The organism is Brevundimonas sp. Root1279 (assembly GCF_001425945.1).
In the GTDB taxonomy this organism is placed as follows: domain Bacteria; phylum Pseudomonadota; class Alphaproteobacteria; order Caulobacterales; family Caulobacteraceae; genus Brevundimonas.
The window spans coordinates 624,770-647,721 of sequence record NZ_LMEB01000004.1; the positions used below are offsets into that span (position 1 = coordinate 624,770).

Annotated in this window: 36 protein-coding genes and 1 pseudogene; 5 read left to right on the forward strand and 32 right to left on the reverse strand. The window is 67.3% G+C overall.

The features are described 5' to 3' along the window. Positions 1 to 56: 56 nt before the first annotated feature. The 26 genes from rpsK to rpsJ all read right to left on the reverse strand — a co-directional run bounded on the left by rpsK (position 57) and on the right by rpsJ (position 13,500). Complete coding sequence (gene rpsK / locus ASC65_RS05805; protein WP_056450325.1) at positions 57 to 446, reverse strand: 30S ribosomal protein S11; 390 nt, start codon at positions 444 to 446, stop codon at positions 57 to 59. Positions 447 to 460: 14 nt separating this feature from the next. Next, complete coding sequence (gene rpsM, locus ASC65_RS05810) at positions 461 to 829, reverse strand: 30S ribosomal protein S13 (RefSeq protein ID WP_056450326.1); 369 nt, start codon at positions 827 to 829, stop codon at positions 461 to 463. A gap of 130 nt (positions 830 to 959) precedes the next feature. Further along, complete coding sequence (locus ASC65_RS05815) at positions 960 to 1,715, reverse strand: TonB family protein (RefSeq protein ID WP_056450328.1); 756 nt, start codon at positions 1,713 to 1,715, stop codon at positions 960 to 962. A gap of 66 nt (positions 1,716 to 1,781) precedes the next feature. Then, positions 1,782 to 2,345 (reverse strand): adenylate kinase, encoded by a 564-nt coding sequence (locus tag ASC65_RS05820; RefSeq protein WP_056450521.1) that lies wholly within the window; start codon positions 2,343 to 2,345, stop codon positions 1,782 to 1,784. Between the two features lie 22 nt (positions 2,346 to 2,367). Continuing rightward, positions 2,368 to 3,744: a preprotein translocase subunit SecY gene (gene secY / locus ASC65_RS05825; RefSeq protein WP_056450330.1), complete on the reverse strand. Its 1,377-nt coding sequence runs from the start codon at positions 3,742 to 3,744 to the stop codon at positions 2,368 to 2,370. A 107-nt stretch (positions 3,745 to 3,851) separates the two neighbouring features. Continuing rightward, entirely contained in the window at positions 3,852 to 4,442 is a 591-nt protein-coding gene (rplO, locus tag ASC65_RS05830; RefSeq protein ID WP_056450332.1) for a 50S ribosomal protein L15, read from the reverse strand. A gap of 173 nt (positions 4,443 to 4,615) precedes the next feature. After that, positions 4,616 to 4,813 carry a 50S ribosomal protein L30 gene (gene rpmD / locus ASC65_RS05835; RefSeq protein ID WP_056450333.1) on the reverse strand — a complete coding sequence of 66 codons (198 nt, stop codon included), beginning with the start codon at positions 4,811 to 4,813 and terminating at the stop codon, positions 4,616 to 4,618. Between the two features lie 3 nt (positions 4,814 to 4,816). Continuing rightward, positions 4,817 to 5,428: a 30S ribosomal protein S5 gene (gene rpsE, locus ASC65_RS05840; RefSeq protein WP_056450335.1), complete on the reverse strand. Its 612-nt coding sequence runs from the start codon at positions 5,426 to 5,428 to the stop codon at positions 4,817 to 4,819. Between the two features lie 12 nt (positions 5,429 to 5,440). Next, positions 5,441 to 5,797, reverse strand: a complete 357-nt coding sequence (gene rplR / locus ASC65_RS05845; protein ID WP_056450337.1) for a 50S ribosomal protein L18 — start codon at positions 5,795 to 5,797, stop codon at positions 5,441 to 5,443. 3 nt (positions 5,798 to 5,800) lie between these two features. Beyond that, the gene (rplF, locus tag ASC65_RS05850; RefSeq protein ID WP_056450338.1) at positions 5,801 to 6,334 is read right to left on the reverse strand and encodes a 50S ribosomal protein L6; all 534 of its coding nucleotides are present in this window, start codon (positions 6,332 to 6,334) and stop codon (positions 5,801 to 5,803) included. Between the two features lies 1 nt (position 6,335). Further along, on the reverse strand, positions 6,336 to 6,734 hold the full coding sequence (gene rpsH / locus ASC65_RS05855; protein ID WP_056450340.1) for a 30S ribosomal protein S8: 399 nt from the start codon (positions 6,732 to 6,734) through the stop codon (positions 6,336 to 6,338). Positions 6,735 to 6,748: 14 nt separating this feature from the next. Next, positions 6,749 to 7,054: a 30S ribosomal protein S14 gene (rpsN, locus tag ASC65_RS05860; protein ID WP_056450342.1), complete on the reverse strand. Its 306-nt coding sequence runs from the start codon at positions 7,052 to 7,054 to the stop codon at positions 6,749 to 6,751. 19 nt (positions 7,055 to 7,073) lie between these two features. Beyond that, the gene (gene rplE / locus ASC65_RS05865) at positions 7,074 to 7,631 is read right to left on the reverse strand and encodes a 50S ribosomal protein L5 (RefSeq protein WP_056450344.1); all 558 of its coding nucleotides are present in this window, start codon (positions 7,629 to 7,631) and stop codon (positions 7,074 to 7,076) included. Continuing rightward, on the reverse strand, positions 7,631 to 7,939 hold the full coding sequence (gene rplX / locus ASC65_RS05870; protein ID WP_056450345.1) for a 50S ribosomal protein L24: 309 nt from the start codon (positions 7,937 to 7,939) through the stop codon (positions 7,631 to 7,633). Before rplX ends, rplE begins: the two co-directional genes overlap by 1 nt. Before the next feature lie 2 nt (positions 7,940 to 7,941). Further along, positions 7,942 to 8,310, reverse strand: a complete 369-nt coding sequence (gene rplN, locus ASC65_RS05875) for a 50S ribosomal protein L14 (protein ID WP_055832151.1) — start codon at positions 8,308 to 8,310, stop codon at positions 7,942 to 7,944. A gap of 18 nt (positions 8,311 to 8,328) precedes the next feature. Beyond that, positions 8,329 to 8,568 carry a 30S ribosomal protein S17 gene (gene rpsQ / locus ASC65_RS05880; protein WP_056450347.1) on the reverse strand — a complete coding sequence of 80 codons (240 nt, stop codon included), beginning with the start codon at positions 8,566 to 8,568 and terminating at the stop codon, positions 8,329 to 8,331. A gap of 10 nt (positions 8,569 to 8,578) precedes the next feature. Further along, positions 8,579 to 8,776: a 50S ribosomal protein L29 gene (gene rpmC, locus ASC65_RS05885; protein WP_056450349.1), complete on the reverse strand. Its 198-nt coding sequence runs from the start codon at positions 8,774 to 8,776 to the stop codon at positions 8,579 to 8,581. Next, complete coding sequence (rplP, locus tag ASC65_RS05890) at positions 8,776 to 9,216, reverse strand: 50S ribosomal protein L16 (protein ID WP_056450354.1); 441 nt, start codon at positions 9,214 to 9,216, stop codon at positions 8,776 to 8,778. Before rplP ends, rpmC begins: the two co-directional genes overlap by 1 nt. A gap of 3 nt (positions 9,217 to 9,219) precedes the next feature. Beyond that, positions 9,220 to 9,972 carry a 30S ribosomal protein S3 gene (gene rpsC, locus ASC65_RS05895; RefSeq protein ID WP_056450356.1) on the reverse strand — a complete coding sequence of 251 codons (753 nt, stop codon included), beginning with the start codon at positions 9,970 to 9,972 and terminating at the stop codon, positions 9,220 to 9,222. Continuing rightward, positions 9,972 to 10,352, reverse strand: coding sequence for a 50S ribosomal protein L22 (rplV, locus tag ASC65_RS05900; protein WP_056450358.1), 381 nt, complete (start codon positions 10,350 to 10,352; stop codon positions 9,972 to 9,974). Before rplV ends, rpsC begins: the two co-directional genes overlap by 1 nt. Positions 10,353 to 10,355: 3 nt before the next feature. Continuing rightward, positions 10,356 to 10,634: a 30S ribosomal protein S19 gene (rpsS, locus tag ASC65_RS05905; protein WP_056450360.1), complete on the reverse strand. Its 279-nt coding sequence runs from the start codon at positions 10,632 to 10,634 to the stop codon at positions 10,356 to 10,358. A gap of 3 nt (positions 10,635 to 10,637) precedes the next feature. Beyond that, entirely contained in the window at positions 10,638 to 11,471 is an 834-nt protein-coding gene (gene rplB / locus ASC65_RS05910) for a 50S ribosomal protein L2 (RefSeq protein ID WP_056450363.1), read from the reverse strand. Between the two features lie 4 nt (positions 11,472 to 11,475). Beyond that, positions 11,476 to 11,781, reverse strand: coding sequence for a 50S ribosomal protein L23 (locus ASC65_RS05915; RefSeq protein WP_056450366.1), 306 nt, complete (start codon positions 11,779 to 11,781; stop codon positions 11,476 to 11,478). Further along, on the reverse strand, positions 11,781 to 12,419 hold the full coding sequence (gene rplD / locus ASC65_RS05920) for a 50S ribosomal protein L4 (protein ID WP_056450368.1): 639 nt from the start codon (positions 12,417 to 12,419) through the stop codon (positions 11,781 to 11,783). Before rplD ends, ASC65_RS05915 begins: the two co-directional genes overlap by 1 nt. Next, a complete protein-coding gene (gene rplC, locus ASC65_RS05925; protein WP_056450370.1) occupies positions 12,419 to 13,174 on the reverse strand; it encodes a 50S ribosomal protein L3 in 756 nt (251 codons plus the stop codon). Before rplC ends, rplD begins: the two co-directional genes overlap by 1 nt. A 20-nt stretch (positions 13,175 to 13,194) precedes the next feature. Further along, positions 13,195 to 13,500 carry a 30S ribosomal protein S10 gene (gene rpsJ, locus ASC65_RS05930; protein ID WP_003164367.1) on the reverse strand — a complete coding sequence of 102 codons (306 nt, stop codon included), beginning with the start codon at positions 13,498 to 13,500 and terminating at the stop codon, positions 13,195 to 13,197. Positions 13,501 to 14,040: 540 nt separating this feature from the next. Between rpsJ and ASC65_RS05935 the strand changes: the two genes are divergently transcribed. Together ASC65_RS05935 and ASC65_RS05940 are read left to right on the forward strand one after the other, a co-directional pair. Next, on the forward strand, positions 14,041 to 14,811 hold the full coding sequence (locus tag ASC65_RS05935) for a hypothetical protein (RefSeq protein ID WP_056450372.1): 771 nt from the start codon (positions 14,041 to 14,043) through the stop codon (positions 14,809 to 14,811). Between the two features lie 100 nt (positions 14,812 to 14,911). Continuing rightward, positions 14,912 to 15,685: a porin gene (locus ASC65_RS05940; RefSeq protein WP_056450374.1), complete on the forward strand. Its 774-nt coding sequence runs from the start codon at positions 14,912 to 14,914 to the stop codon at positions 15,683 to 15,685. A gap of 133 nt (positions 15,686 to 15,818) precedes the next feature. On the opposite strand, the gene ASC65_RS05945 is transcribed toward ASC65_RS05940, so the two are convergent. The 3 genes from ASC65_RS05945 to ASC65_RS05955 form a co-directional block, all read right to left on the reverse strand. Further along, positions 15,819 to 16,700 (reverse strand): GIN domain-containing protein, encoded by an 882-nt coding sequence (locus ASC65_RS05945; protein ID WP_056450376.1) that lies wholly within the window; start codon positions 16,698 to 16,700, stop codon positions 15,819 to 15,821. A gap of 112 nt (positions 16,701 to 16,812) precedes the next feature. Continuing rightward, positions 16,813 to 17,730: a cupin-like domain-containing protein gene (locus ASC65_RS05950; RefSeq protein ID WP_056450378.1), complete on the reverse strand. Its 918-nt coding sequence runs from the start codon at positions 17,728 to 17,730 to the stop codon at positions 16,813 to 16,815. 11 nt (positions 17,731 to 17,741) lie between these two features. Next, positions 17,742 to 18,908, reverse strand: coding sequence for a GNAT family N-acetyltransferase (locus ASC65_RS05955; protein WP_056450380.1), 1,167 nt, complete (start codon positions 18,906 to 18,908; stop codon positions 17,742 to 17,744). A 141-nt stretch (positions 18,909 to 19,049) separates the two neighbouring features. Here ASC65_RS05955 and ASC65_RS05960 point away from each other — a divergent pair, with 141 nt between their 5' ends. The 3 genes from ASC65_RS05960 to ASC65_RS05970 all read left to right on the forward strand — a co-directional run bounded on the left by ASC65_RS05960 (position 19,050) and on the right by ASC65_RS05970 (position 21,165). Further along, complete coding sequence (locus ASC65_RS05960) at positions 19,050 to 19,241, forward strand: hypothetical protein (protein ID WP_056450381.1); 192 nt, start codon at positions 19,050 to 19,052, stop codon at positions 19,239 to 19,241. Then, positions 19,238 to 19,999 carry an SGNH/GDSL hydrolase family protein gene (locus tag ASC65_RS05965; protein ID WP_056450383.1) on the forward strand — a complete coding sequence of 254 codons (762 nt, stop codon included), beginning with the start codon at positions 19,238 to 19,240 and terminating at the stop codon, positions 19,997 to 19,999. The genes ASC65_RS05960 and ASC65_RS05965 overlap by 4 nt, the downstream gene beginning before the upstream one ends. Positions 20,000 to 20,070: 71 nt before the next feature. Then, positions 20,071 to 21,165 (forward strand): L,D-transpeptidase family protein, encoded by a 1,095-nt coding sequence (locus tag ASC65_RS05970; protein ID WP_056450385.1) that lies wholly within the window; start codon positions 20,071 to 20,073, stop codon positions 21,163 to 21,165. Here the strand turns inward: ASC65_RS05970 and ASC65_RS05975 are convergent. The 3 genes and pseudogenes from ASC65_RS05975 to tuf form a co-directional block, all read right to left on the reverse strand. Continuing rightward, positions 21,162 to 21,491 (reverse strand): hypothetical protein, encoded by a 330-nt coding sequence (locus ASC65_RS05975; protein WP_056450386.1) that lies wholly within the window; start codon positions 21,489 to 21,491, stop codon positions 21,162 to 21,164. The genes ASC65_RS05970 and ASC65_RS05975 overlap by 4 nt on opposite strands. Positions 21,492 to 21,625: 134 nt before the next feature. After that, positions 21,626 to 21,724 (reverse strand): annotated as a pseudogene (locus ASC65_RS17810) (hypothetical protein); the annotation flags it as partial. Positions 21,725 to 21,727: 3 nt separating this feature from the next. Continuing rightward, entirely contained in the window at positions 21,728 to 22,918 is a 1,191-nt protein-coding gene (gene tuf / locus ASC65_RS05980) for an elongation factor Tu (RefSeq protein ID WP_082525878.1), read from the reverse strand. Positions 22,919 to 22,952: the final 34 nt, after the last annotated feature.

Sequence of the window (22,952 nt, forward strand, 5' to 3'; positions counted from 1 at the left end):
CCTCGCTCCTCGTCAGGGGCGGCAGGACCGGCGGAGATATAGTCGGTCGTGGTCGCTTAGACGCGGCGGCGCTTGGGCGGACGGCAACCGTTGTGCGGCATCGGGGTGACGTCGCGGATCGTCGTGATGGTCATGCCGGCGGCCTGCAGGGCGCGCAGGGCCGATTCACGGCCGGAGCCCGGACCCGACACGTTGACCTCGAGGGTCTTCACGCCGTGCTCGCTGGCCTTCTTGGCGGCGTCTTCAGCAGCCATCTGGGCGGCGTACGGAGTCGACTTGCGCGAACCCTTGAAGCCCATGTGGCCGGCCGACGACCAGGAAATCGCGTTCCCTTGAGCGTCGGTGATGGTCACCATGGTGTTGTTGAAGCTGGCGTTCACGTGGGCGACGCCCGACGTGATGTTCTTGCGTTCGCGGCGCTTTACGCGACCCGGTTCCTTAGCCATCGGTCAGGTCTCTCTTACTTCTTCTTGCCGGCGATCGGCTTGGCCGGACCCTTGCGGGTACGAGCGTTGGTGTGCGTGCGCTGACCGCGGACCGGCAGGCCCTTACGGTGACGCAGGCCGCGGTAGCAGGCCAGGTCCATCAGACGCTTGATGTTCATCGACGTCTCACGACGCAGGTCACCCTCGACGGTGTGATCCTTGTCGATGGTCTCGCGGATCTGCAGCACTTCGGCGTCAGTCAGCTGATTGACGCGACGCGCCGGCTCAATGCCGACCTTCGAAGTGATGTCCTTGGCGGCGGCCGGGCCGATGCCGTGGATGTACTGAAGCGCGATTTCAACGCGCTTGTTGGTCGGGATGTTGACGCCAGCGATACGGGCCACGAAGCTCTCCAGATACGCGTTTGCGGACGCAACAAACGCTCCGGTCAACAGACCAGGAGCGTGGCGCGCCCTTCGCGGAAGCGGGCGTTATACAGAGGATTCCCACGTCGTCAACTTCTTGGGTGGGATTTCACCCTCGCGGCGCCTGTCGGCCGAACTCAACCGTGATGGTCACCGTGATGTCGTCCTGGTAGCGGCCGTCCAGCGTCGGCGGCCGAAAGCGGTATTCGCCTTCGGCCACGCGAATGGCCGCATCTCCGAAACCGAAGCCTGAAGGATCCTCGCTTACGACCGAGCAGCGGTCGAGTCGATGATCCTCCCGAATCCGGCAGCGCACGCTCGCCGTGCCCGGCACCCGCTGATTCCGGGCCGCAGCCGGCACATAGGGAAGGATCTCGCGGGCGCCCGGGCGACGCAGGTTCTGCGGCGGCGTACGGACCCCGCCCCTGCCTGGTCCGTCGCCGGCGCCGATCCCGCTGCCCGTCCCCGTCCCTTGCCCGCCCTGGCCCATGCCGGGGGTCGGAGAGGCGATGGGGGCGACGCCGAGCACCGGCGATTGCTCAGGAGCGAGTTGGCGCGGCGCGGGCAGTTCCGGCGGGACGGGCCGCTTTGGCGGCGGCGGCGTATGGACCCGCGAGGGAGCGGCGGGCGCGCCCCCGCCGGGGTCCTCGGACGGAGGTTCGGGCGTCGGCTCCGGCGGCGGCGGAGGAGGCGGAACGGGGCGCACCAGCACCACCTGGATCGGCGGCAGCGGCAGCGGCATGGGCGGCGCCGGCTCGGTCTGGGCCATGAAGAAGAAGACGGCCACGTGCGCGGCGGTGACGCCCGCTACGATGCCGGCGTTCCGGACGCGTCGGTCGCGGTGGAACTGGAAACTAATGGTCACGCCTTCCGCACTAGCCTGCGCGGGCTTAACGCGCGACGAGACGGATCGTCAGCGTGCGTTCAGCTTTCAGGCGTCGAGCGCGGCGTCCAGGCCGGCGGAGACGGCCTCGATGGAGCCCATGCCGTCGATCTCGGTCAGCTTGCCCTGCCCCTCGTAGTACGGGAGCAACGGCGCCGTCTGACGATTGTAGACGGCCAGGCGGTCCTTGAAGGTGTCCGGATTGTCGTCCGGGCGGCCCTGGTCAGCGAAGCGCTTGGCGATGCGCGCGGTCAGAGCCTGGTCGTCGACCTTCAGGCGGACGACGCGATCGATCCGGGCGCCGCGCTTCTCGAGCATGGCGTCCAGCGCCTCAGCCTGGGCCACGGTGCGGGGGAAGCCGTCGAAGATGGCGCCGCCGGCGGCCTCGGCCTCCGGCAGGCGGTCCTCGATGAGGGCGATGACGATCTCGTCGGTCACGAGGTCGCCGCGCGCCAGCACGTCCTTGACCTTCAGGCCCAGCTCGGAGCCCGAGGCGATGGCCGCCCGGAGCATGTCGCCGGTCGACAGCTGGACCATGCCCCGCGTCTCGACCAGCCGCTTGGCCTGGGTGCCCTTGCCCGCCGCCGGCGGGCCGAACAGGATCAGGTTCATTGCGCCCTCCCCCAGGCGTTCGTCAGCGGCGAACCGGCGCCGGCGTGCGGCCGCCACGGCCGCGCAGCTTCGCCTTCTTGATCAGGCCTTCGTACTGGTGCGCCAGCAGTTGGGACTGGATCTGGGCCACGGTGTCCATGGTCACCGACACGACGATCAGGATCGAGGTGCCGCCGAACAGCAGGCCGTTGCCCATCTCGGCCGCCAGGAACTCCGGCAGCAGGCAGACGGCGGTGATGTAGATGGCGCCGATGGTCGTCAGGCGGGTCAGCACATAGTCCAGGTACTCGGCCGTCCGCTTGCCCGGGCGGATGCCCGGCAGGAAGCCGCCGTACTTGCGCAGGTTCTCCGCCGTATCCTCGGGGTTGAAGGTGATCGAGGTGTAGAAGAAGCAGAAGAAGATGATCAGGGCGCCGTACAGCACCATGAAGATGGGCTGGCCGTGCTGCATCTGGGCCGTGACCGTCGGCAGCCAGGCCAGCCACGAGGGCAGGTCGGCGCTGGCGGTCAGCTGGGCCACCGTGGTCGGCAGCATCAGCAGCGACGAGGCGAAGATCGGCGGAATGACGCCGGCGGTGTTGACCTTCAGCGGCAGGAACGAACGCTCTCCGCCGGTCATGCGGTTGCCTTCCTGGCGCTTCGGATACTGGATCAGAAGGCGGCGCTGGGCGCGCTCCATGAAGACGATGAAGACGACCACGGCGACCGCAAGCACGCAGATCAGCAGCAGGACGACCGGCGACATCACACCCTGCTGGGCCATGCCGAACATGCGGGCGATGGTGCCCGGCAGGACGGCGACGATGCCGGCGAAGATGATCAGCGAGATGCCGTTGCCGACGCCGCGAGCCGTCACCTGCTCGCCCAGCCACATCAGGAACATGGTGCCGCCGACGAGGGTGGTGACGGTCGAGATGATGAAGAAGATGCCCGGCTGGTCGACCAGGTTCGGCTGGACGTTCAGGCCGATGGCGATGCCGCCCGCCTGGAAGAGGGCCAGCACCACGGTCAGGTAGCGGGTGTACTGGTTCAGCTGCTTGCGGCCGCTCTCGCCGCCTTCCTTACGCAGCTTCTCCCACGGCGGGTAAACCGCGCCCATCAGCTGGACGATGATCGAGGCCGAGATGTACGGCATGACGTTCAGCGCGAACACGGCCATCCGCTCGACAGCGCCGCCCGAGAACATGTTGACCATGTCCAGGATGCCGCGCTGGCCTTCCGGGTTCTGGAAGAAGGCCAGGAAGGCCTCCGAGTTGATGCCCGGAATCGGCACGTAGGTGCCGATCCGGTAGACCAGCAGCGCCATCAGCGTGAACAGCAGACGCTTGTGCAGCTCGGTCGCCTTGGCGAACGAGCCCATATTCATATTGGCTGCAAGTTGTTCGGCGGCCGAAGCCATGTGTCGTTACCCCGACTGATCAGAACGCGGCGCATCGGACAGGAATCCGACCCCCGCGTCCAGATAGGAGAAGGGCGCCCTCATGGCGAGGGCGCCCTTCGGTCTTTTTACTTGGCGGCGGTGCGCTTGGCGCGGGCCGACACCTTGTTGGCGTCGCCCTTCGGAGCCTTGGGAGCCGGAGCCTTGCCCTTGGCGGCGTTGCGCTTCTCGACGCGCGCGGCGGCCTTGGCTTCCGCAGCGATGCGCTCCTGGACGACGGTGCCGCCCGCGGCTTCGATCGCCTTGACGGCGCCGGCCGAGGCCGACCACACCACCAGGTTCAGCTTGCCCTTGATCTCGCCGGTGCCCAGCAGACGGACGCCGTCCTTGACGCGACGGATCACGCCGGCGGCGACCAGGGCGTCGCCCTTGATCTCGCCCTTGATGTCCAGCTTCTTGGCGTCGATGGCGTCTTGCAGGCGCCACAGGTTCACTTCAGCCAGCTTCAGCGCGTTCGGGTTGTTGAAGCCGCGCTTCGGCATACGCATGTACAGCGGCATCTGGCCGCCTTCGAAGCCGCCGATGGCGACGCCCGAACGCGACTTCTGACCCTTGACGCCGCGCCCGGCGGTCTTGCCCTTGCCCGAGCCCGGGCCACGGCCGACGCGCATGCGCTTCTTGTGGGCGCCTTCGTTGTCGCGGATTTCGTTCAGTTTCATGTGCCTGATCCTTTCGGGTTCTAGCGCCCGGTTGAAAACCGGACTCGGCGTTGATGTCAGTGTTGCGCCCCGGAAAGGGTCCGGAACGCAAGGAAGGGCGGCCTATAGCCGCCCCTGCCCTGCCGCCGCAAGCGGCGACTTGATGATCCCGCCTCCGAAGAGGCGGGGTCAGCTTACTTTTCGACCACTTCGACCATGTGGGCGACCTTGGCGATCATGCCGCGGACGGAGGGGGTGTCCTCCAGGGTCGACTCGCGACCCACGCGGTTCAGGCCCAGGCCCGACAGGGTGGCGCGCTGGTCCGACTTGCGGCGGATCGGCGAACCGGTCTGGCGGATGGTGACGGTGGCTTTCGATTCAGTCTTGGCCATCTATCAGCCCTCCACAGCTTCCGGCGACGAAGCGCCATCGTTGCGGCGGCCCATCAGGTCAGCGACCTTCTTGCCGCGCTTCGAGGCCACCTGACGGGGCGACGACTGGACCTTCAGAGCTTCGAAGGTGGCGCGGATCATGTTGTACGGGTTCGACGAGCCGGTCGACTTGCCGACGACGTCCTGGACGCCGAGGGTTTCGAGGACCGCACGCATCGGACCGCCGGCGATCACGCCCGTCCCCGGAGGGGCCGCGCGCATCATGATCTTGCCGGCGCCCCAACGGCCCGAGCCGTCGTGGTGCAGGGTGCGGTTCTCGCGGAGCGGAACCTTGATCATGGTCTTCTTGGCTTCTTCGGTCGCCTTGCGGATGGCTTCCGGCACTTCGCGCGCCTTGCCATGACCGAAGCCGACGCGGCCCTTGCCGTCGCCGACGACCATCAGGGCCGCGAACGAGAACCGGCGGCCGCCTTTGACGGTCGCGGCGACGCGGTTGATGTGCACCAGCTTCTCGACGATGTCCGAATCCGGACCGTCGACGGCGGGGGCGTTGCGGTTGTCGCGACGGTCGCGGTTTTGACCGCCCTGGCCGCCACGTTGGGGTTGTTGCGCCATCTGTCGCGTCCCTTAGAAGTTCAGGCCGGCTTCACGCGCGGCTTCCGCCAGCGCCTTCACCCGTCCGTGATAGATGTAGCCGCCGCGGTCGAAGACGACGTCCTTGACGCCCTTCTCGATGGCGCGTTCGGCGATCAGCTTGCCGATGGCGGCAGCAGCGGCGACGTCCGAGCCCGACTTGCCCTTGCCGCCTTCCAGCGACGAGGCGGCGGCCACCGTGACGCCCTGGACGTCGTCGATGATCTGGGCCGAGATGTTCTTGTCCGAACGGTGAACCGACAGGCGCAGGCGACCGTTGGCGACAGCCTTCAGGCGGCGACGAGTGCGCTCGGCGCGGCGCTTGGCTTGCTGTTGAAGAGAAAGAGCCATGACTTACTTCTTCTTGCCTTCCTTGCGCCGGACCTTTTCGCCCGTGTAGCGCACGCCCTTGCCCTTGTAGGGTTCCGGCGGACGGAGCTTGCGGATGACGGCGGCGATCTGACCGACGGCCTGCTTGTCAGCGCCGGAGATCTTGATCTCGGTCTGCTTGGGCACCGCGAAGGTGACGCCGGCAGGCGGTTCGATGTCCACGTCGTGCGAGAAGCCGAGCTGCAGCGACAGGGCGTTGCCCTTCATCGCAGCGCGGTAACCCACGCCGACCAGGTCCAGCGACTTTTCAAAGCCGGTGGTGACGCCGACGACCATGTTGTCGACCAGGGTGCGCGACAGGCCCCACATGGCGCGGCCACGCTGGGTGTCGACGCGCAGACCGAGGTTCAGGCCTTCGTCGTTCTGGGTGACTTCGATTTCGTCGGCGACGGTCCAGGAGCGTTCGCCCTTGGGACCCTTCACCGACACGGTCTGGCCGTCGAGCGTGACAGTCACGCCCTTCGGAACAGCAATGGTGCGTTTGCCGATACGGGACATATCAGTAGACCCTGCAGAGGACTTCGCCGCCCACCTTGGCTTCGCGAGCCGCGGTGTCCGACATGACGCCCTTGGACGTGGAGAGGATCGAGATGCCGAGGCCGTTCTTGATCGGCTTCAGATCGGCGATGGCCGAGTAAACGCGGCGGCCCGGCTTGGACACGCGCGAGATCTCGGCGATGACCGGCTGGCCGTCGAAATACTTCAGCTCGATCTCGAACTGCGGGAACTCACCCGGGTTCTGAACCAGGTTGTAACCGCGGATGTAGCCCTCGTCCTGCAGCACGTCGAGGACGCGCTGGCGCAGACGCGAGGCCGGGGTCAGCACCTTCGAACGCTTGCGCATGGCGGCGTTCTTGATGCGAGCGATCATGTCGCTCAGGGGATCGTTGATCATCATGTCTGTCGCTCCCCTTACCAGCTGGACTTCGTCAGGCCCGGGATCTGTCCCAGGTTGCCGAGTTCACGCAGGGCGATCCGGCTCATCTTGAGCTTGCGATAATAGGCGCGCGGACGGCCCGTCACTTCGCAGCGGTTGCGAATCCGGTTGGCGGCCGAGTTACGCGGCAGCTCAGCCAGCTTCAGGCGCGCCTCGAAGCGCTCCTCCAGCGGCAGGGATTCGTTGTTGGCGGTCGCCTTCAGGGCGGCCCGCTTGTCGGCGTATTTCGCGACGAGGGCTTTCACCTTCTCGTTGCGGTTCACGGCGCTCTTCTTAGCCATTGTGCTCTTCCCTTCCCGCTCAGTTCACGAACGGGAACTTGAACTCGGCGAGGAGAGCCTTGGCTTCCTCATCGGTCTTGGCCGTGGTGCAGACGATGATGTCCATGCCCCACATCTGGTCGATCTGGTCGTAGTTGATCTCCGGGAACACGATGTGCTCCTTCAGACCCGTGGCGTAGTTGCCGCGACCGTCGAACGAGGTGCCCTTCAGGCCCCGGAAGTCCTTCACGCGCGGCAGGGCGATCGTGATCAGACGGTCCAGGAACTCATACATCTGGTCGCCGCGCAGCGTGACCTTGCCGCCGACAACCATGCCTTCGCGCAGCTTGAAGCCGGCGATGGAGTTGCGGGCCTTGGTCGGAACGGCCTTCTGGCCGGCGATGGCGGTCAGATCCTTGAGGGCCGCGGTGGCCTTCTTGGAGTCGGCGACAGCTTCACCGATGCCCATGTTCAGGACGATCTTGTCGAGCTTCGGCGTCTGCATCGGGTTGGTGTAACCGAACTTCTCGGTCATCACGGCCTTGATGCGGTCGTTGTACTCGGCCTTGAGGCGCGGGGTGTACTTGGTGTCGGCCATTAGATGACGTCTCCCGTCGTCTTGGCGAAGCGGACCTTCTTGTCGCCTTCGATCTTGAAGCCGACGCGGGTCGCCTTGCCGTTGGCGTCGGCGATCGCGACGTTCGACAGGTGCAGCGACGCTTCCTTGTTCTTGATGCCGCCTTGCGGGTCAGCCTGGCTCGGGCGCGTGTGGCGCTGGACCATGTTGACGCCTTGCACAAGGACGCGGTTCTCGGTGGGGAGGACCTTCAGGACCTGGCCAGTGCGGCCCTTGTCCTTGCCGGTCAGGACGACGACGTTGTCGCCCTTTTTGATCTTGGCGGCCATGGTTACAGGACCTCCGGGGCCAGCGAGATGATCTTCATGTGGTTCTTGGCGCGCAGTTCACGGGGAACCGGGCCGAAGATCCGGGTGCCGACCGGCTCGTTCTGCTTGTTGACGATGACGGCGGCCGACTTGTCGAAACGAATGACAGAGCCGTCCTTGCGCATGATGTCCTTGGCGGTGCGAACGACGATGGCGCGAACGACGTCGCCCTTCTTCACGCGACCACGCGGGATAGCTTCCTTCACCGAGGCGACAATGGTGTCGCCCACCGAGGCGTAACGGCGCTTAGAACCGCCGAGCACCTTGATGCACATGACCCGGCGAGCGCCCGAGTTATCGGCCACCTCCAGGTTAGTTTGCATCTGGATCATGGGATCCGATCCTTCTTTTTACGAAGCCGAGGCGGGGAGAACTTCCCACCGCTTCAGCTTGGACTTCGGGGCGCACTCGACGATGCGGGCCAGGTCACCGACCTTGAGGGCGTTCGCTTCGTCGTGGGCGTGATACTTCTTGGACAGACGGACGGTCTTCTTCAGGACCGGGTGCAGCAGGGTGCGCTCGACCTTGACGACGACGGTCTTGTCGCCCTTGTCGGAGACGACCACGCCTTCGAGAATTCGCTTCGGCATCTTCGTTTCCTTAAACAGCCGCGCGCTTCTCACGCAGAAGCGTGGAGATGCGAGCGATGTCCTTGCGCACTTCCGAGACCCGGTGGGTCTTTTCCATCTGGCCGGTGGCGGCCTGGAAGCGCAGGTTGAACTGTTCCTTCTTGAGCTTCAGCAGCTCGTCGGACAGCTGGTCCGGGGTCTGGGACCGGAGATCGGCGATCTTGGTCATCAGGCAGCAGCCTCCACATGGGCGACGCCGGCGTCGAGGCGGGTGACCACCTTGGTGCGGACCGGCAGCTTGGCGGCGCCGAGGCGCAGCGCTTCGCGAGCGATGTCGTCCGGCACGCCGTCGATTTCGAACAGGATGCGGCCCGGGTGGCAACGCGCGGCCCAGTGGTCCACGGCGCCCTTGCCCTTGCCCATCCGGACTTCGGCCGGCTTGCCCGTGACGGGCAGGTCGGGGAAGACGCGGATCCAGACGCGGCCCTGACGCTTCATCTGGCGGGTGATCGCGCGGCGGGCCGCTTCGATCTGACGCGCAGTGATGCGTTCCGGCTCCACCGTCTTCAGCCCGTAGGAGCCGAAGTTCAGCGAGAAACCGCCCTTGGCGGCGCCGTGGATGCGGCCCTTGAAGGCCTTACGGTACTTGGTCTTTTTGGGTTGCAGCATGACCTAGTTCTCACGTCCCCGGTCGCGACGCGGACCGCGATCACCGCGGGGGCCACGTTCACGGCCTTCGTTGGAAGACGGGCCGGCAGCTTCCTGGGCCCAGCGCTTGTCCTGGGCCATCGGATCGTGCTCGAGCACTTCGCCTTTGAAGACCCACACCTTCACACCGATGATGCCGTAGGTCGTCTTGGCTTCGATGAAGCCATAGTCGATGTCGGCGCGCAGGGTGTGCAGCGGCACGCGACCTTCGCGGTACCACTCCATGCGGGCGATTTCAGCGCCGCCGAGGCGACCCGAAACGTTGATGCGGACGCCCTTGGCGCCGAGGCGCATGGCCGACTGCATCGCACGCTTCATGGCGCGGCGGAACGCGATACGGCGTTCCAGCTGCTGCGCGATGTTTTCAGCGATCAGCTGCGCGTCGGTCTCCGGCTTGCGGACCTCGACGATGTTCAGGTGAACTTCGCCTTCCGTCTGGGCCGAGATGTCCTTGCGGAGCTTCTCGATGTCAGCGCCCTTCTTGCCGATCACGACACCCGGACGGGCGGCGTAGATCGTCACGCGGCACTTCTTGTGCGGGCGCTCGATGATGATGCGCGACACGCCGGCGGCGTTCAGGCGTTCCTTGAGCCACGTGCGCAGCTTCAGGTCCTGGTGCAGGAGCTTGGCGTAATCGGCGCCGCCGGCGAACCAGCGGCTGTCCCACGTACGGTTGACGCCGAGGCGCAGACCGATCGGATTGACTTTCTGACCCATCAGGCGGCCTCACCGGCTTCGCGGACCACGATGGTGATCTCCGCGAAAGGTTTCAGGATGCGCGACGAGCGGCCACGAGCGCGGCTCGCGAAACGCTTCATCACCAGGTTCTTGCCCACGAAGGCCTCGGCGACGACGAGGTTGTCGATGTCGAGGTTGTGGTTGTTTTCGGCGTTCGAAACGGCCGAATACAGGACCTTGCGGACGTCGGTGGCGATGCGCTTACGGCTGAATTCCAGCTCGTTGAGCGCCTTCTGCACCGGCAGGCCGCGGATCGACTGGGCCACCAGGTTCAGCTTCTGAGGGCTGATCCGGACGTTCACCAGCTTGGCGCGGGCTTCAGTCGGGGCGACCCGACGGGGGTTCTTGGTCTGGGCCATGAATTACTTCCTCTTGGCCTTCTTGTCCGCCGCGTGGCCCGGGAAGTTCCGGGTCGGGGCGAACTCGCCGAACTTCATGCCGACCATTTCTTCGGAGACCGACACCGGCACGTGCTTTTGGCCGTTGTGGACACCGAAGGTCAGGCCGACGAACTGCGGCAGGATGGTGGAGCGGCGCGACCAGGTCTTGATCACGTCCTTGCGGCCCGACGTCGAAGCGGCGTCGGCCTTCTTGAGCAGATACCCGTCTACGAACGGGCCTTTCCAGGAGGAGCGGGCCATCGGTTAGCGAGCCTTCTTCACGTGGCGGCTGCGGATGATGAACTTATCCGTAGCCTTGTTCTTGCGGGTGCGGGTGCCCTTGGTGTCCTTGCCCCACGGCGTGACCGGGGTGCGACCACCCGAGGTCCGGCCTTCACCACCACCGTGCGGGTGGTCGATGGGGTTCATGGCGACGCCGCGGACGTGCGGACGCCAGCCCATGTGGCGGACGCGACCGGCCTTGCCGAGGTTCTGGTTCATGTGGTCGGGGTTCGAAACCGCGCCCACCGTGGCCATGCAGCCGTCCAGGACCATGCGCAGCTCGCCCGAGCCGAGACGGATCTGGGCGTAGCCCTGATCGCGACCGACCAGCTGGGCGTAGGCGCCGGCCGAACGGGCCAGCTGAGCGCCCTTGCCCGGCTTCATCTCCACGTTGTGGATGATGGTGCCGACCGGGATCGAGCGCAGCGGCATGGCGTTGCCCGGCTTCACGTCGACCTTCTCGCCGGCCACGACCGTGTCGCCCGCCTTCAGGCGTTGCGGCGCGATGATGTAGGCCTTTTCGCCGTCCTCATAGGTGATGAGGGCGATGAAGGCGGTCCGGTTCGGATCGTATTCCAGGCGTTCGACGGTCGCCGAGGCGAACTTGCGACGCTTGAAGTCGATCTTGCGGTACAGTGTCTTGGCGCCACCGCCGCGGAAGCGGACGGCGATACGACCGCCCTGACCGCGTCCACCCGACTTGGTCAGGCCTTCGGTCAGCGACTTCTCGGGACGGCCCTTGTGGAGCTCCGAGCGGTCGATCAGCACCAGGGCGCGGCGGCCCGGCGACGTCGGATTGTAAGTCTTCAAGGCCATCTGATCAGAGCCCCGTGGTGACGTCGATCGACTGGCCTTCAGCCAGCGTCACGATCGCTTTTTTGATATCGACCCGACGGCCCATGATGCCGCGGAAACGCTTGGTCTTGCCCTTCTGGACGAGGGTGTTGACCTTCAGCACGTTGACCTTGAACAGGGCCTCGACCGCCGCGGCGATCTCGTCCTTCGAGGCGTTGTCCGCGACGCGGAAGACGACCTTGTTCTGTTCCGACAGGATCGTGGCCTTCTCGGTGATCACCGGAGCCAGGATGGTGTCGTAGTGACGCGCAGTGGGTTGAGCGCCGGCCATTACGCGGCCTCCTTCTGGGCGAAGCGCGCCTCGATGGCTTCAACAGCCGCCTTGGTCAGCACCAGCTTGTCGGCCCGCAGGATGTCATAGACGTTCAGGCCGGCGTTCGGCAGCACGTCGATGTGCGGGATGTTGCGAGCGGCCAGACCGAAGTTCGTGTCGACTTCCGGACCAGCGATGATCAGGGCCTTGGTCCAGCCGAGCTTGCCGAAGGTCTCGCGCAGCGAGGCCGTCTTGGCTTCCTTGACCGAAACGCTGTCGACGACGACCAGGTCGCCGGCCTTGGCCTTCGACGAGAGCGCGTGACGCAGGGCCAGGGCGCGGACCTTCTTCGGCAGCGAGAAGCCGTGGTCGCGAACGACCGGACCGAAGGCGCGCGAACCGCCGACGAACTGCGGTGCACGGCGCGAACCGTGACGAGCGCCGCCGGTGCCCTTCTGCTTGTACATCTTCTTGCCCGTACGAGAGTTCTCGTTGCGGGTTTGAACCTTGTGGGTGCCGGCGCGGCGCTTGGCCAGCTGCCAGTTGACGTAACGGGCCAGGAGGTCGCCGCGAATGTCGGTGATGCCGAAGACGGCGTCCGACAGTTCAACGTCGCCCGAGGCCTTGCCGTCGAGTTTGATGACCGAGAGTTTCATTACGCTTCACCGCCTTCGGTCGCTTCGACGGCCGGGGCTTCTTCAGCCGGAGTCTCAGCGGATTGAGCAGCCGCGGCCTTGTTCGACTTCACACCGCCCGGGAAGGGGGCTTCAGCCGGACGGGCCTTCTTCACGGCGTCGCGGATCTTGACCCACGTGCCTTCGTGACCCGGGACAGCGCCCTTGATCATGATCAGGCCGCGGTCGGCGTCGACGCGGAAGACGGTCAGGTTCTGGGTGGTGACGACTTCCTGGCCGAGGTGGCCGGCCATCTTCTTACCCGGGAACGTACGGCCCGGGTCCTGACGGTTACCCGTCGAACCGTGCGAGCGGTGCGAGACCGACACACCGTGCGTGGCGCGAAGACCGCCGAAGTTCCAGCGCTTCATAGCGCCGGCGAAGCCCTTGCCGATGGTCTCGGCCTGGACGTCGACCTTCTGGCCGGCGACGAAGTGGTCAGCCGAGAACTCGGCGCCGACTTCCATCATCGCGTCCGCATCGATGCGGAATTCAGTGACATAGGCCTTCGGCTCCACTTCCAGCTTCGCGAAAGCTTCGCGTTGAGCCTTGTTGGTGTTCTTGGCCTTCTTGGTGCCAGCGCCCAGCTGGAGAGCGACGTAGCCGTCACGCTCCTGGGTACGTTGGCCGACGACTTGGCAGCCGTCGAGCTGCAGCACAGTGACCGGAACGTGCGCGCCGTCATCGGCGAACACGCGGGTCATGCCCAGCTTCTTGGCGATCACGCCCGTGCGCATCGGATCCCGCCTCTTTCTACTTAGATCTTGATCTCGACGTCCACGCCGGCGGACAGGTCGAGCTTCATGAGCGCGTCCACGGTCTGCGGGGTGGGGTCGACAATGTCGAGCACGCGTTTGTGCGTGCGGATTTCAAACTGCTCGCGCGACTTCTTATCGACGTGCGGCGAGCGGTTCACGGTGAACTTTTCGATCAGGGTCGGCAGCGGGATCGGACCGCGAACGGTCGCGCCCGTGCGCTTGGCGGTGTTGACGATCTCGCGCGTCGAAAAGTCGAGGACGCGATGATCGAAGGCCTTGAGCCTGATGCGGATGCTTTGATCCATATCGGTCGTATTTCCCAAGCAGGCGAACCTGCGTCCCTGTGAACCATTTCAAAGACCGGAGTCTTCAGGCCGAGAGGCCTTCAGAGTACGCACGTCCGCAAAAACGATCGGCCCACGCAGTCTCCCGCGAAGGCCGTTGAAGTCCTGGGTCACTGCAAAGAACAGGGTCTCAGGTCGTTCCTGCGGACCGCGTCTGCACCACAAACTCAAGCGAGGTGCACAGCCGGTCCAACAAGAGTGGGCGCTTATGACGATCGATTCCGCTTCCGTCAAGCGGCGAAAGCAAGGCAGAGCCGCTCGTTGAACCAGATGACGCCCAACCGGTCCTCGGCCGTCGGATTGTGACAGCGGAGTGAGCCGCGGCCTTAATCGCTCCGCGTATTTGTCACCTTCTCGCCACATTGCGTGACCCAAGCGTCACAGTGGCGCCAAACCCCTGTTTTGTGACGGCTTTGTAATAGCAACGCTCGCGGGGGTCCTGATAGCCGGACCGTCCCGCGACGAATCTGACGCGGCATCGAAATGGGACCTAAGAAAAAAATGAAGACCCTCCTCCTCGCAACCGCCGCCGCCGCGGCCCTGTTCGCCGCTCCCGCCCTGGCCCAGGACGCCGGCGTCGGCTCGATCGGCGGCACCCTCGGCCTGTCGCAGGTCGAAGCGTTCGGCGATGAAGCCACCATCGAGACCTCCGCGGTCGACGTCGCTGTCGCCACGGACATCGCCGGCTTCACCGTCACCATCGACGGCGCCTTCAACAAGCCCATCGACAACGACGACAACGTCAACAGCAGCGTCGGCGGCCGCATCCACGGTTCGAAGGACTTCGGCGGCTTCCGCGCCGGCGCCTTCTACGGCTCCAGCGAAGTGCTCGGCGACTACATGCAGTCCTACGGCCTTGAGGGCCAATACTACCTGAGCGACGTGACCGTCTCGGGTTCGGTGGCCTACGAGACCGTCGACGACCTGGACGTCGAGGCCGTCAGCTTCGGCGGTGACGTCGCCTACTTCGTGAACCCGAACTTCCGCGTCAACGGCGGCCTGGGCTTCACCAACTTCGACGCCGGCGCCGGCGCCGAGACCGACGGCTGGCAGGCCGACATCGGCGGCGAACTCAAGTTCGGCGACTCGCCGTTCAGCGCCTTCGCCAACTTCAACCACTCTGAGCTGGAAGACCTCGACCTGTCGGTCCACAGCTTCACCTTCGGCGTCCGCCTGAGCTTCGGCGGCGACCTGCAGACGCGCGACCGCAAGGGCGGCGACCTGGGCCGTTCGGCCGCCGGTATCGGCCCCGTGGCCGCGCTGCTGAACTAAGGCACGTCCTAAACGACGGACCGATCCCCGCCGGCCCTGCCGGCGGGGCTTTCCGGCGCGCCCCTCCCCAGGCCCGCCTCTCGACCAAGGAATAAAGACAATGAAGACCCTTCTCCTCGCGACCGCCGCGGTCGCCGCCTTCGCCGCTGCCCCGGCCATGGCCCAGGACGTCGTCGGCTCGGCCGGCATCACCCTGAACCACACCCAATTCGAAGCCTCGGGCCTCGGCGTTGAAGCCGACACCGACGGCTTCGCGATCGACGCCGGCGTCGCCATCCCGGTCGGCGAAGCCTGGACCGTCACGCTCGACGGCGTCTTCGGCTACACCGCCAACGAACAGACCGCCAACGACACCGCCTTCAGCGGCCGCGTCCACGGCAGCACCCTGTTCGGCGACACCCGCGTGGCCGGCTTCATCGGCGGCGCCGAGGCTGCCGACGAGCAACTGTGGAGCGGCGGCGCCCAGGTCCAGCAGTACATGGACAAGGTCACCCTGACCGGCTCGGTGGCCTACGAAACCATCGACGAATTCGACGTCGACGCCTGGACCGTCGGCGGCGACGCCGCCTACTTCATCAACCCGGACTTCCGCGTGAACGCCGGCGCCGCCTGGACCACGATCGACTTCTCGGGCTTCGAGACCGACGCCTGGCAGGCCAACATCGGTGGCGAATACCGCGTGCCGAACAGCGACCTGAGCGTCACCGCCGGCTTCAACCACGCTGAGCTGGAAGACGCCGACGCGACGATCGACACCTTCATGGTCGGCGTGCGCATCTCGTTCGGCGGCGGCACCCTGCAGTCGCGCGAACGCGCGGGCGCGGACCTGGGCCGCACCGTCGTCGGCGCCGGCTCCTTCGCCGGCGCGCTCTAAGAGCCGTCGACGCCTGACATGACGAAGCCCCGGCGGAGCGATCCGCCGGGGCTTTTTCATGCGCGATGGAATGCAGGAAGAACGGGCCCGGAGGGTTCCACGCGCCGGGCCCGCGCTCCCGTCGTCGGCCGGATCAGCGGCCGATGCGGATGTCGCCCGAGCCGACGATGCTGCGGCTGACCGAGCCGGTGGCTTCCGCGACGCGGATGTCGCCCGAGCCGGCGATCGAGACGTCGACGTCCCCGGCGGCGCCGCCGAAGTCGACATCGCCCGAACCGCCGATGGAGATGCTCAGGTTCGGCACGCGGCCCCGGCGGATGTCGACCTCGCCCGAACCGCCGATGGCGATGTCGGCGTCACCGTTGACCTCGGCCACGATAGCCTTGCCCGAGCCGCCCAGGGCCAGTTCAAGCGTCCCGGTCGACCCGGCGAGCAGTTCGCCCGACCCGCCGAGCGCGGCGTCCAGCGAGCGCGAGGTGCCCAGGCGCATGGCGCCCGAACCTCCCGATCTCACGATGACCGGGCCGTCCGTGTTGGCCACGACCCAGTCGCCGCAACCGCCGCTGGACAGGTCGATGGAGGTGGCGCCGCGTCCGACCGAGCCGAACACCGCCCCGCCGGCCGAGACGTTCACGTCGCGCGGCGAGCGGATAACGATCAGGGGCGCGTCTTCCAGATTAATACGGCCCAGGTCACGAACCTCGACCGAGGCGCCGACGCCCGGACGGGTGTTGTCCGGCCCGGCGCGGCAGTTGTTGATGCTGTCGCCCATGCCGACGCCGGCGATGCGACGGCCGAGGCCTCCGTCGATGCGGACTTCGTCGCCGCGGCGTTCGACGCGCAGCTGCGGCAGGCGAGAGCTGCCCTGCTCGATCTCGACGGCGACGTCGGCGCGGTCCTCGACAATGACGACGACGCGGGCGACCGCGTGTTCGATCTCCACCTCAGGCGACTTGGCGAGTGCAGGGCCGGCGATCGCGGCGATGGCGGCGGCGGACAGCAGGATGGCTTTCATGTCGGGTTCCCTCTCCGGAATGTGTCCGGAAGGTGCGACTGCGCTGCAGCCAAGTCACTTTAAATCGAGGTCATGACCTCGTTGTAAGGTGAAACCCCGAGAAGCGGAGCGGTCAGGCGCCCGCCTGGGCCTTGAGGGCGGCGGCCCCGTCCGTCGCCGTCGCATCGGGCTCGAAGTCCCGTTGCAGGTTCGCGATCCGGCTCTTCATCGCCCCTGCCCGCTTCAGGGCCAGCGAGGCCGCCCACCGCGCCGCCAGCTCAGGTCCGCTCATGCGATCCGTCAGTCGCGGCGCGCGCCCCGCCCGTCGCAGGACCGCGTTGGTGAACAGCGCCCCGTTGCGGAACCGCGAACTCCAGGTCTGGAAGTCCATGGACAGCGAGACGCAGAAGCGATCGAGATTCTCCACCCGATGCGGGGCGTAGAGCGGCCAGGTCAGGGCCTGCCCCGGCTCTAGGTCGACGACCTGGGCGTCGGCCTCGAAGGCCAGGCTGTAGGGCAGCTCCTCGGTCTGCTGGCGGGCGACGACCTGCTCCATGTCGACCTCGGCTAGGTGCGTCTCGTCGCCCGGATAGACGAAGATCCGTTTGCGGCCGCGCATGTGGAACAGCACCACGCCGGCGGCGTCGAAATGGTAGGGCACCCGCGCCTTGGGCGAGGACAGGATCAGTTGGCCGGCGTTGCGCACGGCGCGCAGCCCCGGATAGGCGGCCTGCAGCCCGCCGAACTCGATCATGGCCGCGGCCCACAGCTCGGGCCAGCCGCGCTCGACCTCCCGCAGATTGACCCACAAGCGGCCCTGCTGGATCGCCTCAAGCAGGCCGGCGCCGTCCAGCCGCCCCCGGGCGCCGGTGCGCAGCGAGACCTGACCCTCGTCGTCGAAGTCGTACAGGTTGATGTCGAACAGCTCGGCCGGGTAGCGATCCAGCACGGCGGCGAGCGCCTCGTCGCTGGCGAAGCCCTGCTCCACCAGGCGATGCGGGTGGACGCGCGCCTCGGCGATCGGTCCGGCGTAGCGGGTGCGTTTCGTCATCGGGCTCTGTCTCAGGCGGGAACGGCGCGGGCCGAGCCGGCCTTGGCTTTCGCCAGCGCGGCGCCCGCGGCCTGGACGGCGCCGCGGAACCGGTCGACGCGCGACACCTCACAGGCCTCGATGGCCGCCCAGCGTCGCCGGACGCTGGCGCGCAACCGGTCGCCGCGATCGCCGCCGGCCGCGTTCAGGACCCCGACGGCCGCCTGGCTGACCGCTGCGCCAAGTCCCGGCCGCAACACCATGGCTTCGCGCACGGTGCGGGCCTCGTTGCAGAAATACTTCTTGTAGTGCTCGCCCTCGAAACCAAAGTCGAAGGTGCGATAGCCGAGCTCGGCCGCCAGCCGCATGGTGTCCATGCTGAGCAGGATGCCCGGCGAGCAGCGCGCCAGGCTCGGCTCATAGGCGGGGAACCAGAAATGGTACTGGTCGTCCGCATGCATCGAGTATTCGATCGCCGTCAGCCGATCCCCGGCCCACAGCCCGGCCATGGAAGCGCCGAAGCCGTCGATGTCGGTCTTCAGCAGGGCGTGCAGCAGGTCGGCGGTCCAGCCGCAGGCGAAGATGTCGTGGCGCCCGGTCCGCCGGTACTGGTCCCGCTTCAACCCGATCAGCCAGTCCAGCAGGCCCGGATCGCGCAGGCCGCGCCCGGCGCGCAGCGGCCCCAGCTCGGCCTCCATGCTGCGGCGCGCCCGCTCCTTGTCCTTGAAGAATTTGCCCTGGGCGCTGCGGCGCTCGGCGTACCAGGCGTCATAACCGCCCTCGCCCATCCGCACCTGCACCGTTCGCCGCGTCTCGCCGAGGTCCCGGCCGTCCAGGCCCGTCGCGCCGACCCAGGCGGTGACGTTCAGCCGTGAAGCCTTGAGAACGGCCGCGGCCTCCTCCAGCGTCGGGGCCTCGCCCGGGCGGGCGATGATCCCGTGGTAGTCGTTCATCGGCGCGGCCAAGGGCTGCAGGGCCCCGCCGCGGCGCTGGTGCGGGAAGAAGCCGACGGTCTGGCCGCCACGGGTGAAGATCGCCACGGCCGAGCCGGGGCTGATGCGCCCGGCGATCTTTACGAACTCGGGCCGGAAATAGGGACTGGCCAGCGCCGGGGCCGCGGCCAGCATGGCCCGCCAGGCTGCCCAGTCGGGCTCGCCGAGCTCTTCGATCCTGACGACCTCGACCTTGAGCGCGCCCATCGGCTGTCCCCTGCCCGCGGCCCGAGGGACCGCCATTCGGCCGCAGGGTTAACCCGACGCCTCTTTCAGCGGGGTAAGCCGTCATGGTGAACGAAACCTGCCTTGGACGGGGGCGTTGGCCTTGCCGTAAAGGAGACCGCCATGGCCGACCCCCGCCCCACCGAACTCGACACTGACCGAGACCCAGGACGCGCAAACGAATACGAACAGGAACGCGTCCCTGCCCGCGAGGGCGAAGCCCCGCGCCCGGCCCAGGAACCGCCCGGTTCGGAAGGCAGCAGCAACAGCGGCGAAACCGCCACCGATCCAGCCACCGGAAAGCCCAACCCTTGAAGTCAGCCTCCGCGTCCCTCGCCGCCGCCCTCGCCCTGCTCGCCGCCGCGCCGGCCTTCGCCCAGGCCCCTGAGTCGCAAACTGTTCCCGCCGCCTGCCCGGTCAGCGCCGATCACGTGACGGCCAACATGGGGCTTGAGCGCAGCCGCGCCGCGGTCGCGGACGGCAAGCTGACCATCCTGGCCATGGGCTCGTCCTCGATCGAGGGCGTCGGAGCCAGTCGCCGCGAGCTCAGCTTCGTCCCGCTGCTCGAGGCCGGGCTCGAAAGCCGGTTGGCCGGCGTCGAGGTGACCGTGGTCAACAAGGGCATCGGCGGCGAGACCGCCAAGGAGACCGCCGACCGCCTCGAACGCGAGATCGCCGCGAGCCGCCCGGACCTGGTGATCTGGCAACTGGGCACCAACGACGTGCTGCGCGACCGGCCGATGGCGGACGTCTTCGCGGACTTCCGCCGCGGCCAGGACGTCCTCGACGCCGCCGGGGTCGACGTCCTGCTGATCGATCCCCAGCGCCTGCCCGAAGCCACGACCAACGCCAATTTCCGCGGCCGCAATCCGGCGCTCGGCGAGGTGGCGCGTCTGATCGGGCTCGAGGGCGGCCGCAAACACTATGCGGTGCTGACGCGCTTTGCGGCCATGCACGACTGGGACGGTCTGGATCGCGGCGGCGTCGGCCCCGACGATCTGCACCTCAACGACCAGGGCTACGCCTGCTGGGCCGCGGTCACCGCTGAAGGCCTGGCGGCGGCCCTGCGGTAGGGGAAGGCGGGTCGGAGGGAACGTCCAGCGATCCGGCGGATTGAACGGACCCCGCAACCGTTCGGAATCCCATGTCCTTTCGTCTGATCGCCGCCTCCGCCAGTCTACTCGCACTCGCCGCATGCGGCGCGCCGCCGCCGGAAGAGCAGACCGCCGAAGCCCCCGCCGCAGGCGCGACGGCCCCGGCGGGTTCGCCGGTCCTGACCGTCGCCCAGATCGAGGCCGGCGTCCCGGCAGCGGCCCCGGCCGCCGCGCCCGCCCCGGCGCCGACGACCCCGACGGCCCCGGGCGCCGATCCCGCTACCCCCCCGACCGCCGCGCCGACCCCGCCCGACCCCGGTTTGGTGCGCCTGCAGATCCTGCTCGACCGCAGCGCCTTCTCGCCCGGAGTCATCGACGGCCTGCACGGCGAAAACACCCGTCAGGCCATCGCCGCCTGGCGCAAGGCCAACAATCTCGGCCAGGGGGACGTCGCTGACGCCGCCCTGCTGGAGCGTCTCGCCCGAACCGACGCTGCGCCCGTCATGGCCAGCTACACCCTGACCGCCGCCGACGTGGGCGGTCCGTTCAGCCCGCCGCCGGGCGGCGACCTGCAGGCGCAAGCCGCGGGCGGCGCCAACTATTCCACCCCGCTCGAACGCCTCGCCGAACGCTTCCACATCACTGAGGCCCTGCTGCAAGGGCTGAACCCCGGCGTCGACTTCCGCCGCGCCGGCCAGGCCATCGTCGTCCCAGCCGTTGCGGACCGCCCGATCGGCCAGGTCGCCCGCATCGTCATCGACAAGTCCGAGCGGTCGGCCCGCGCCTTCGACGCCTCGGGCAAGCTGTTGGCCTTCTATCCGGCGACCATCGGCTCGTCCGAGCGGCCGGCTCCTTCGGGGACGCTGCGCGTCGTCGGCGTCGCCCCTGAGCCCGACTACACCTACGACCCGGCCAAGCTCAGCTACGACCGCGGAGACAAGAAGGTCGTGGTCCCCGCCGGTCCCAACAATCCGGTCGGCTCGGTGTGGATCGAGCTGTCGCGCGACAGCTACGGCATTCACGGCTCGCCGGATCCGTCCAAGATCGCCAAGACGGCCTCGAACGGCTGCATCCGCCTGACCAACTGGGACGCCGAGCAACTGGCGGCGGCGGTGAAACCCGGCGTCGAGGTGCGCTTCATCTAGCCGTCCGGCTGGTCCGCGGCCCAACCGGCATAGGGGGTGTTTCGCGCCATATGCCGGTTGTAGTCGGGCGCGCCGTCGGTCCACCAGGCCGGCCCGCGCTCGCCGAGCCCGACCTTGGCCAGGTCGACCGCCTTGCGCGCGGTGGCCAGCCCCTTCGGGTCATGACGCCGCTGGGCCTCGCGCACGCCCCGCCGCGCCGCCATCAAGGCATTGACCAGGGCCGTTCGGCGCGCCGACGACAGATCGGGGCGGGCCGCACGCCACAGCCGGCCGCGCACCAGGATGTACCGGCCGTCAGGCGTCACCGGAGGCGGCGCGTCTTCCATCCTCTGCAAACGAGCACGACGGGCGATCGGCTCCGAGCCGTCCCTCACGCCTCCCGCACGGGGCGACGGCGCACAGCAAAACGGCCCCGGAGTTTCCTCCGGGGCCGCTCGCATTTCAGGTCAGATCGTCGCGATTAGGCGATGATCTTGGAGACCACGCCGGCGCCGACGGTGCGGCCGCCTTCGCGGATGGCGAAGCGGAGCTTCTCTTCCATCGCGATCGGGGTGATCAGCCATTAGGCGATGATCTTGGAGACCACGCCGGCGCCGACGGTGCGGCCGCCTTCGCGGATGGCGAAGCGGAGCTTCTCTTCCATCGCGATCGGGGTGATCAGCTCGACGGTCAGCTCGGCGTTGTCGCCCGGCATGATCATCTCGACACCTTCCTTGAGGTGCACGATGCCGGTCACGTCCGTGGTGCGGAAGTAGAACTGCGGACGGTAGTTGGTGAAGAACGGGGTGTGACGGCCGCCCTCTTCCTTGGTGAGGATGTAGGCCTCRGCCAGGAACTTCGTGTGCGGGGTGATCGAACCCGGCTTGCACAGCACCTGGCCGCGCTCGACGTCTTCACGCTTGGTGCCGCGCAGCAGCACGCCGACGTTGTCGCCCGCCTGGCCCTGGTCCAGCAGCTTGCGGAACATTTCGACGCCCGTGCAGGTCGTCTTCTGGACCGGACGGATGCCGACGATCTCGACTTCTTCACCGACCTTGACGATGCCGCGCTCGACGCGACCGGTGACCACGGTGCCGCGGCCCGAGATCGAGAAGACGTCTTCCACCGGCATCAGGAACGGCATGTCGACCGGACGTTCCGGCTGCGGGATGTAGGCGTCGACGGTTTCCATCAGCGCCAGCACCTGCTGCTCGCCGATTTCCGGGTTCACGCCGTCGGTCGCGGCCTTGGCCGAGCCCATGGTGATCGGAATGTCGTCGCCCGGGAACTGGTACGACGAAAGCAGCTCGCGCACTTCCATCTCGACCAGCTCAAGCAGTTCCTTGTCGTCGACCAGGTCCACCTTGTTCATGAACACGACCAGCGCCGGCACGCCGACCTGACGGGCCAGCAGGATGTGCTCGCGGGTCTGCGGCATCGGGCCGTCAGCGGCCGAAACCACCAGGATCGCRCCGTCCATCTGGGCGGCGCCGGTGATCATGTTCTTCACATAGTCGGCGTGGCCCGGGCAGTCGACGTGGGCGTAGTGACGGTTGGCCGTCTCATATTCCACGTGCGCCGTGTTGATCGTGATGCCGCGGGCCTTCTCTTCCGGCGCAGCGTCGATGTCGGCGTAGTTCATCGCCTTGGCGCCGCCGGCCTTGGCCAGCGTCATCGTGATCGCCGCCGTCAGGGTCGTCTTGCCGTGGTCGACGTGACCGATCGTGCCGATGTTGCAGTGCGGCTTGTTACGTTCGAACTTTTCCTTGGCCATGGCCAAAACTCCTGTGGCCCTGGAGGGCGGTTGT

What these genes read in the sequence shown, in the direction of transcription:
- rpsE (WP_056450335.1), bottom strand. Translation starts at nt 5,428, where the DNA reads ATGGCGCAACAACCCCAACGTGGCGGCCAGGGCGGTCAAAACCGCGAC.
- rpsH (WP_056450340.1), bottom strand. Translation starts at nt 6,734, where the DNA reads ATGATGATCAACGATCCCCTGAGCGACATGATCGCTCGCATCAAGAAC.
- rpmD (WP_056450333.1), bottom strand. Translation starts at nt 4,813, where the DNA reads ATGGCCAAGACTGAATCGAAAGCCACCGTCACCATCCGCCAGACCGGT.
- rplD (WP_056450368.1), bottom strand. Translation starts at nt 12,419, where the DNA reads ATGAAACTCTCGGTCATCAAACTCGACGGCAAGGCCTCGGGCGACGTT.
- rplV (WP_056450358.1), bottom strand. Translation starts at nt 10,352, where the DNA reads ATGGCCCAGACCAAGAACCCCCGTCGGGTCGCCCCGACTGAAGCCCGC.
- rplN (WP_055832151.1), bottom strand. Translation starts at nt 8,310, where the DNA reads ATGATCCAGATGCAAACTAACCTGGAGGTGGCCGATAACTCGGGCGCT.
- rplP (WP_056450354.1), bottom strand. Translation starts at nt 9,216, where the DNA reads ATGCTGCAACCCAAAAAGACCAAGTACCGTAAGGCCTTCAAGGGCCGC.
- ASC65_RS05935 (WP_056450372.1), top strand. Translation starts at nt 14,041, where the DNA reads ATGAAGACCCTCCTCCTCGCAACCGCCGCCGCCGCGGCCCTGTTCGCC.
- rplE (WP_056450344.1), bottom strand. Translation starts at nt 7,631, where the DNA reads ATGGCCGACACCAAGTACACCCCGCGCCTCAAGGCCGAGTACAACGAC.
- rpsQ (WP_056450347.1), bottom strand. Translation starts at nt 8,568, where the DNA reads ATGCCGAAGCGAATTCTCGAAGGCGTGGTCGTCTCCGACAAGGGCGAC.
- rplB (WP_056450363.1), bottom strand. Translation starts at nt 11,471, where the DNA reads ATGGCCTTGAAGACTTACAATCCGACGTCGCCGGGCCGCCGCGCCCTG.
- rplO (WP_056450332.1), bottom strand. Translation starts at nt 4,442, where the DNA reads ATGAAACTGAACGAAATCCGCGACAACGAAGGCGCCCACAAGAAGCGC.
- rpsN (WP_056450342.1), bottom strand. Translation starts at nt 7,054, where the DNA reads ATGGCTAAGAAGAGCGCCGTGAACCGCAACGAGAAGGTGAAAGCCCTC.
- rplF (WP_056450338.1), bottom strand. Translation starts at nt 6,334, where the DNA reads ATGTCCCGTATCGGCAAACGCACCATTGCTGTTCCGAAGGGCGTGACT.
- ASC65_RS05970 (WP_056450385.1), top strand. Translation starts at nt 20,071, where the DNA reads ATGTCCTTTCGTCTGATCGCCGCCTCCGCCAGTCTACTCGCACTCGCC.
- ASC65_RS05960 (WP_056450381.1), top strand. Translation starts at nt 19,050, where the DNA reads ATGGCCGACCCCCGCCCCACCGAACTCGACACTGACCGAGACCCAGGA.
- ASC65_RS05975 (WP_056450386.1), bottom strand. Translation starts at nt 21,491, where the DNA reads ATGGAAGACGCGCCGCCTCCGGTGACGCCTGACGGCCGGTACATCCTG.
- rpsS (WP_056450360.1), bottom strand. Translation starts at nt 10,634, where the DNA reads ATGGCCCGCTCCTCCTGGAAAGGCCCGTTCGTAGACGGGTATCTGCTC.
- rplC (WP_056450370.1), bottom strand. Translation starts at nt 13,174, where the DNA reads ATGCGCACGGGCGTGATCGCCAAGAAGCTGGGCATGACCCGCGTGTTC.
- rplX (WP_056450345.1), bottom strand. Translation starts at nt 7,939, where the DNA reads ATGGCCGCCAAGATCAAAAAGGGCGACAACGTCGTCGTCCTGACCGGC.
- rpsC (WP_056450356.1), bottom strand. Translation starts at nt 9,972, where the DNA reads ATGGGTCAGAAAGTCAATCCGATCGGTCTGCGCCTCGGCGTCAACCGT.
- rpsJ (WP_003164367.1), bottom strand. Translation starts at nt 13,500, where the DNA reads ATGGATCAAAGCATCCGCATCAGGCTCAAGGCCTTCGATCATCGCGTC.
- ASC65_RS05950 (WP_056450378.1), bottom strand. Translation starts at nt 17,730, where the DNA reads ATGACGAAACGCACCCGCTACGCCGGACCGATCGCCGAGGCGCGCGTC.
- rpmC (WP_056450349.1), bottom strand. Translation starts at nt 8,776, where the DNA reads ATGACCAAGATCGCCGATCTCCGGTCCCAGACCCCGGACCAGCTGTCC.
- ASC65_RS05940 (WP_056450374.1), top strand. Translation starts at nt 14,912, where the DNA reads ATGAAGACCCTTCTCCTCGCGACCGCCGCGGTCGCCGCCTTCGCCGCT.
- rplR (WP_056450337.1), bottom strand. Translation starts at nt 5,797, where the DNA reads ATGGCTCTTTCTCTTCAACAGCAAGCCAAGCGCCGCGCCGAGCGCACT.
- ASC65_RS05915 (WP_056450366.1), bottom strand. Translation starts at nt 11,781, where the DNA reads ATGGCCGGCGCTCAACCCACTGCGCGTCACTACGACACCATCCTGGCT.
- secY (WP_056450330.1), bottom strand. Translation starts at nt 3,744, where the DNA reads ATGGCTTCGGCCGCCGAACAACTTGCAGCCAATATGAATATGGGCTCG.
- ASC65_RS05945 (WP_056450376.1), bottom strand. Translation starts at nt 16,700, where the DNA reads ATGAAAGCCATCCTGCTGTCCGCCGCCGCCATCGCCGCGATCGCCGGC.
- ASC65_RS05955 (WP_056450380.1), bottom strand. Translation starts at nt 18,908, where the DNA reads ATGGGCGCGCTCAAGGTCGAGGTCGTCAGGATCGAAGAGCTCGGCGAG.
- rpsK (WP_056450325.1), bottom strand. Translation starts at nt 446, where the DNA reads ATGGCTAAGGAACCGGGTCGCGTAAAGCGCCGCGAACGCAAGAACATC.
- ASC65_RS05820 (WP_056450521.1), bottom strand. Translation starts at nt 2,345, where the DNA reads ATGAACCTGATCCTGTTCGGCCCGCCGGCGGCGGGCAAGGGCACCCAG.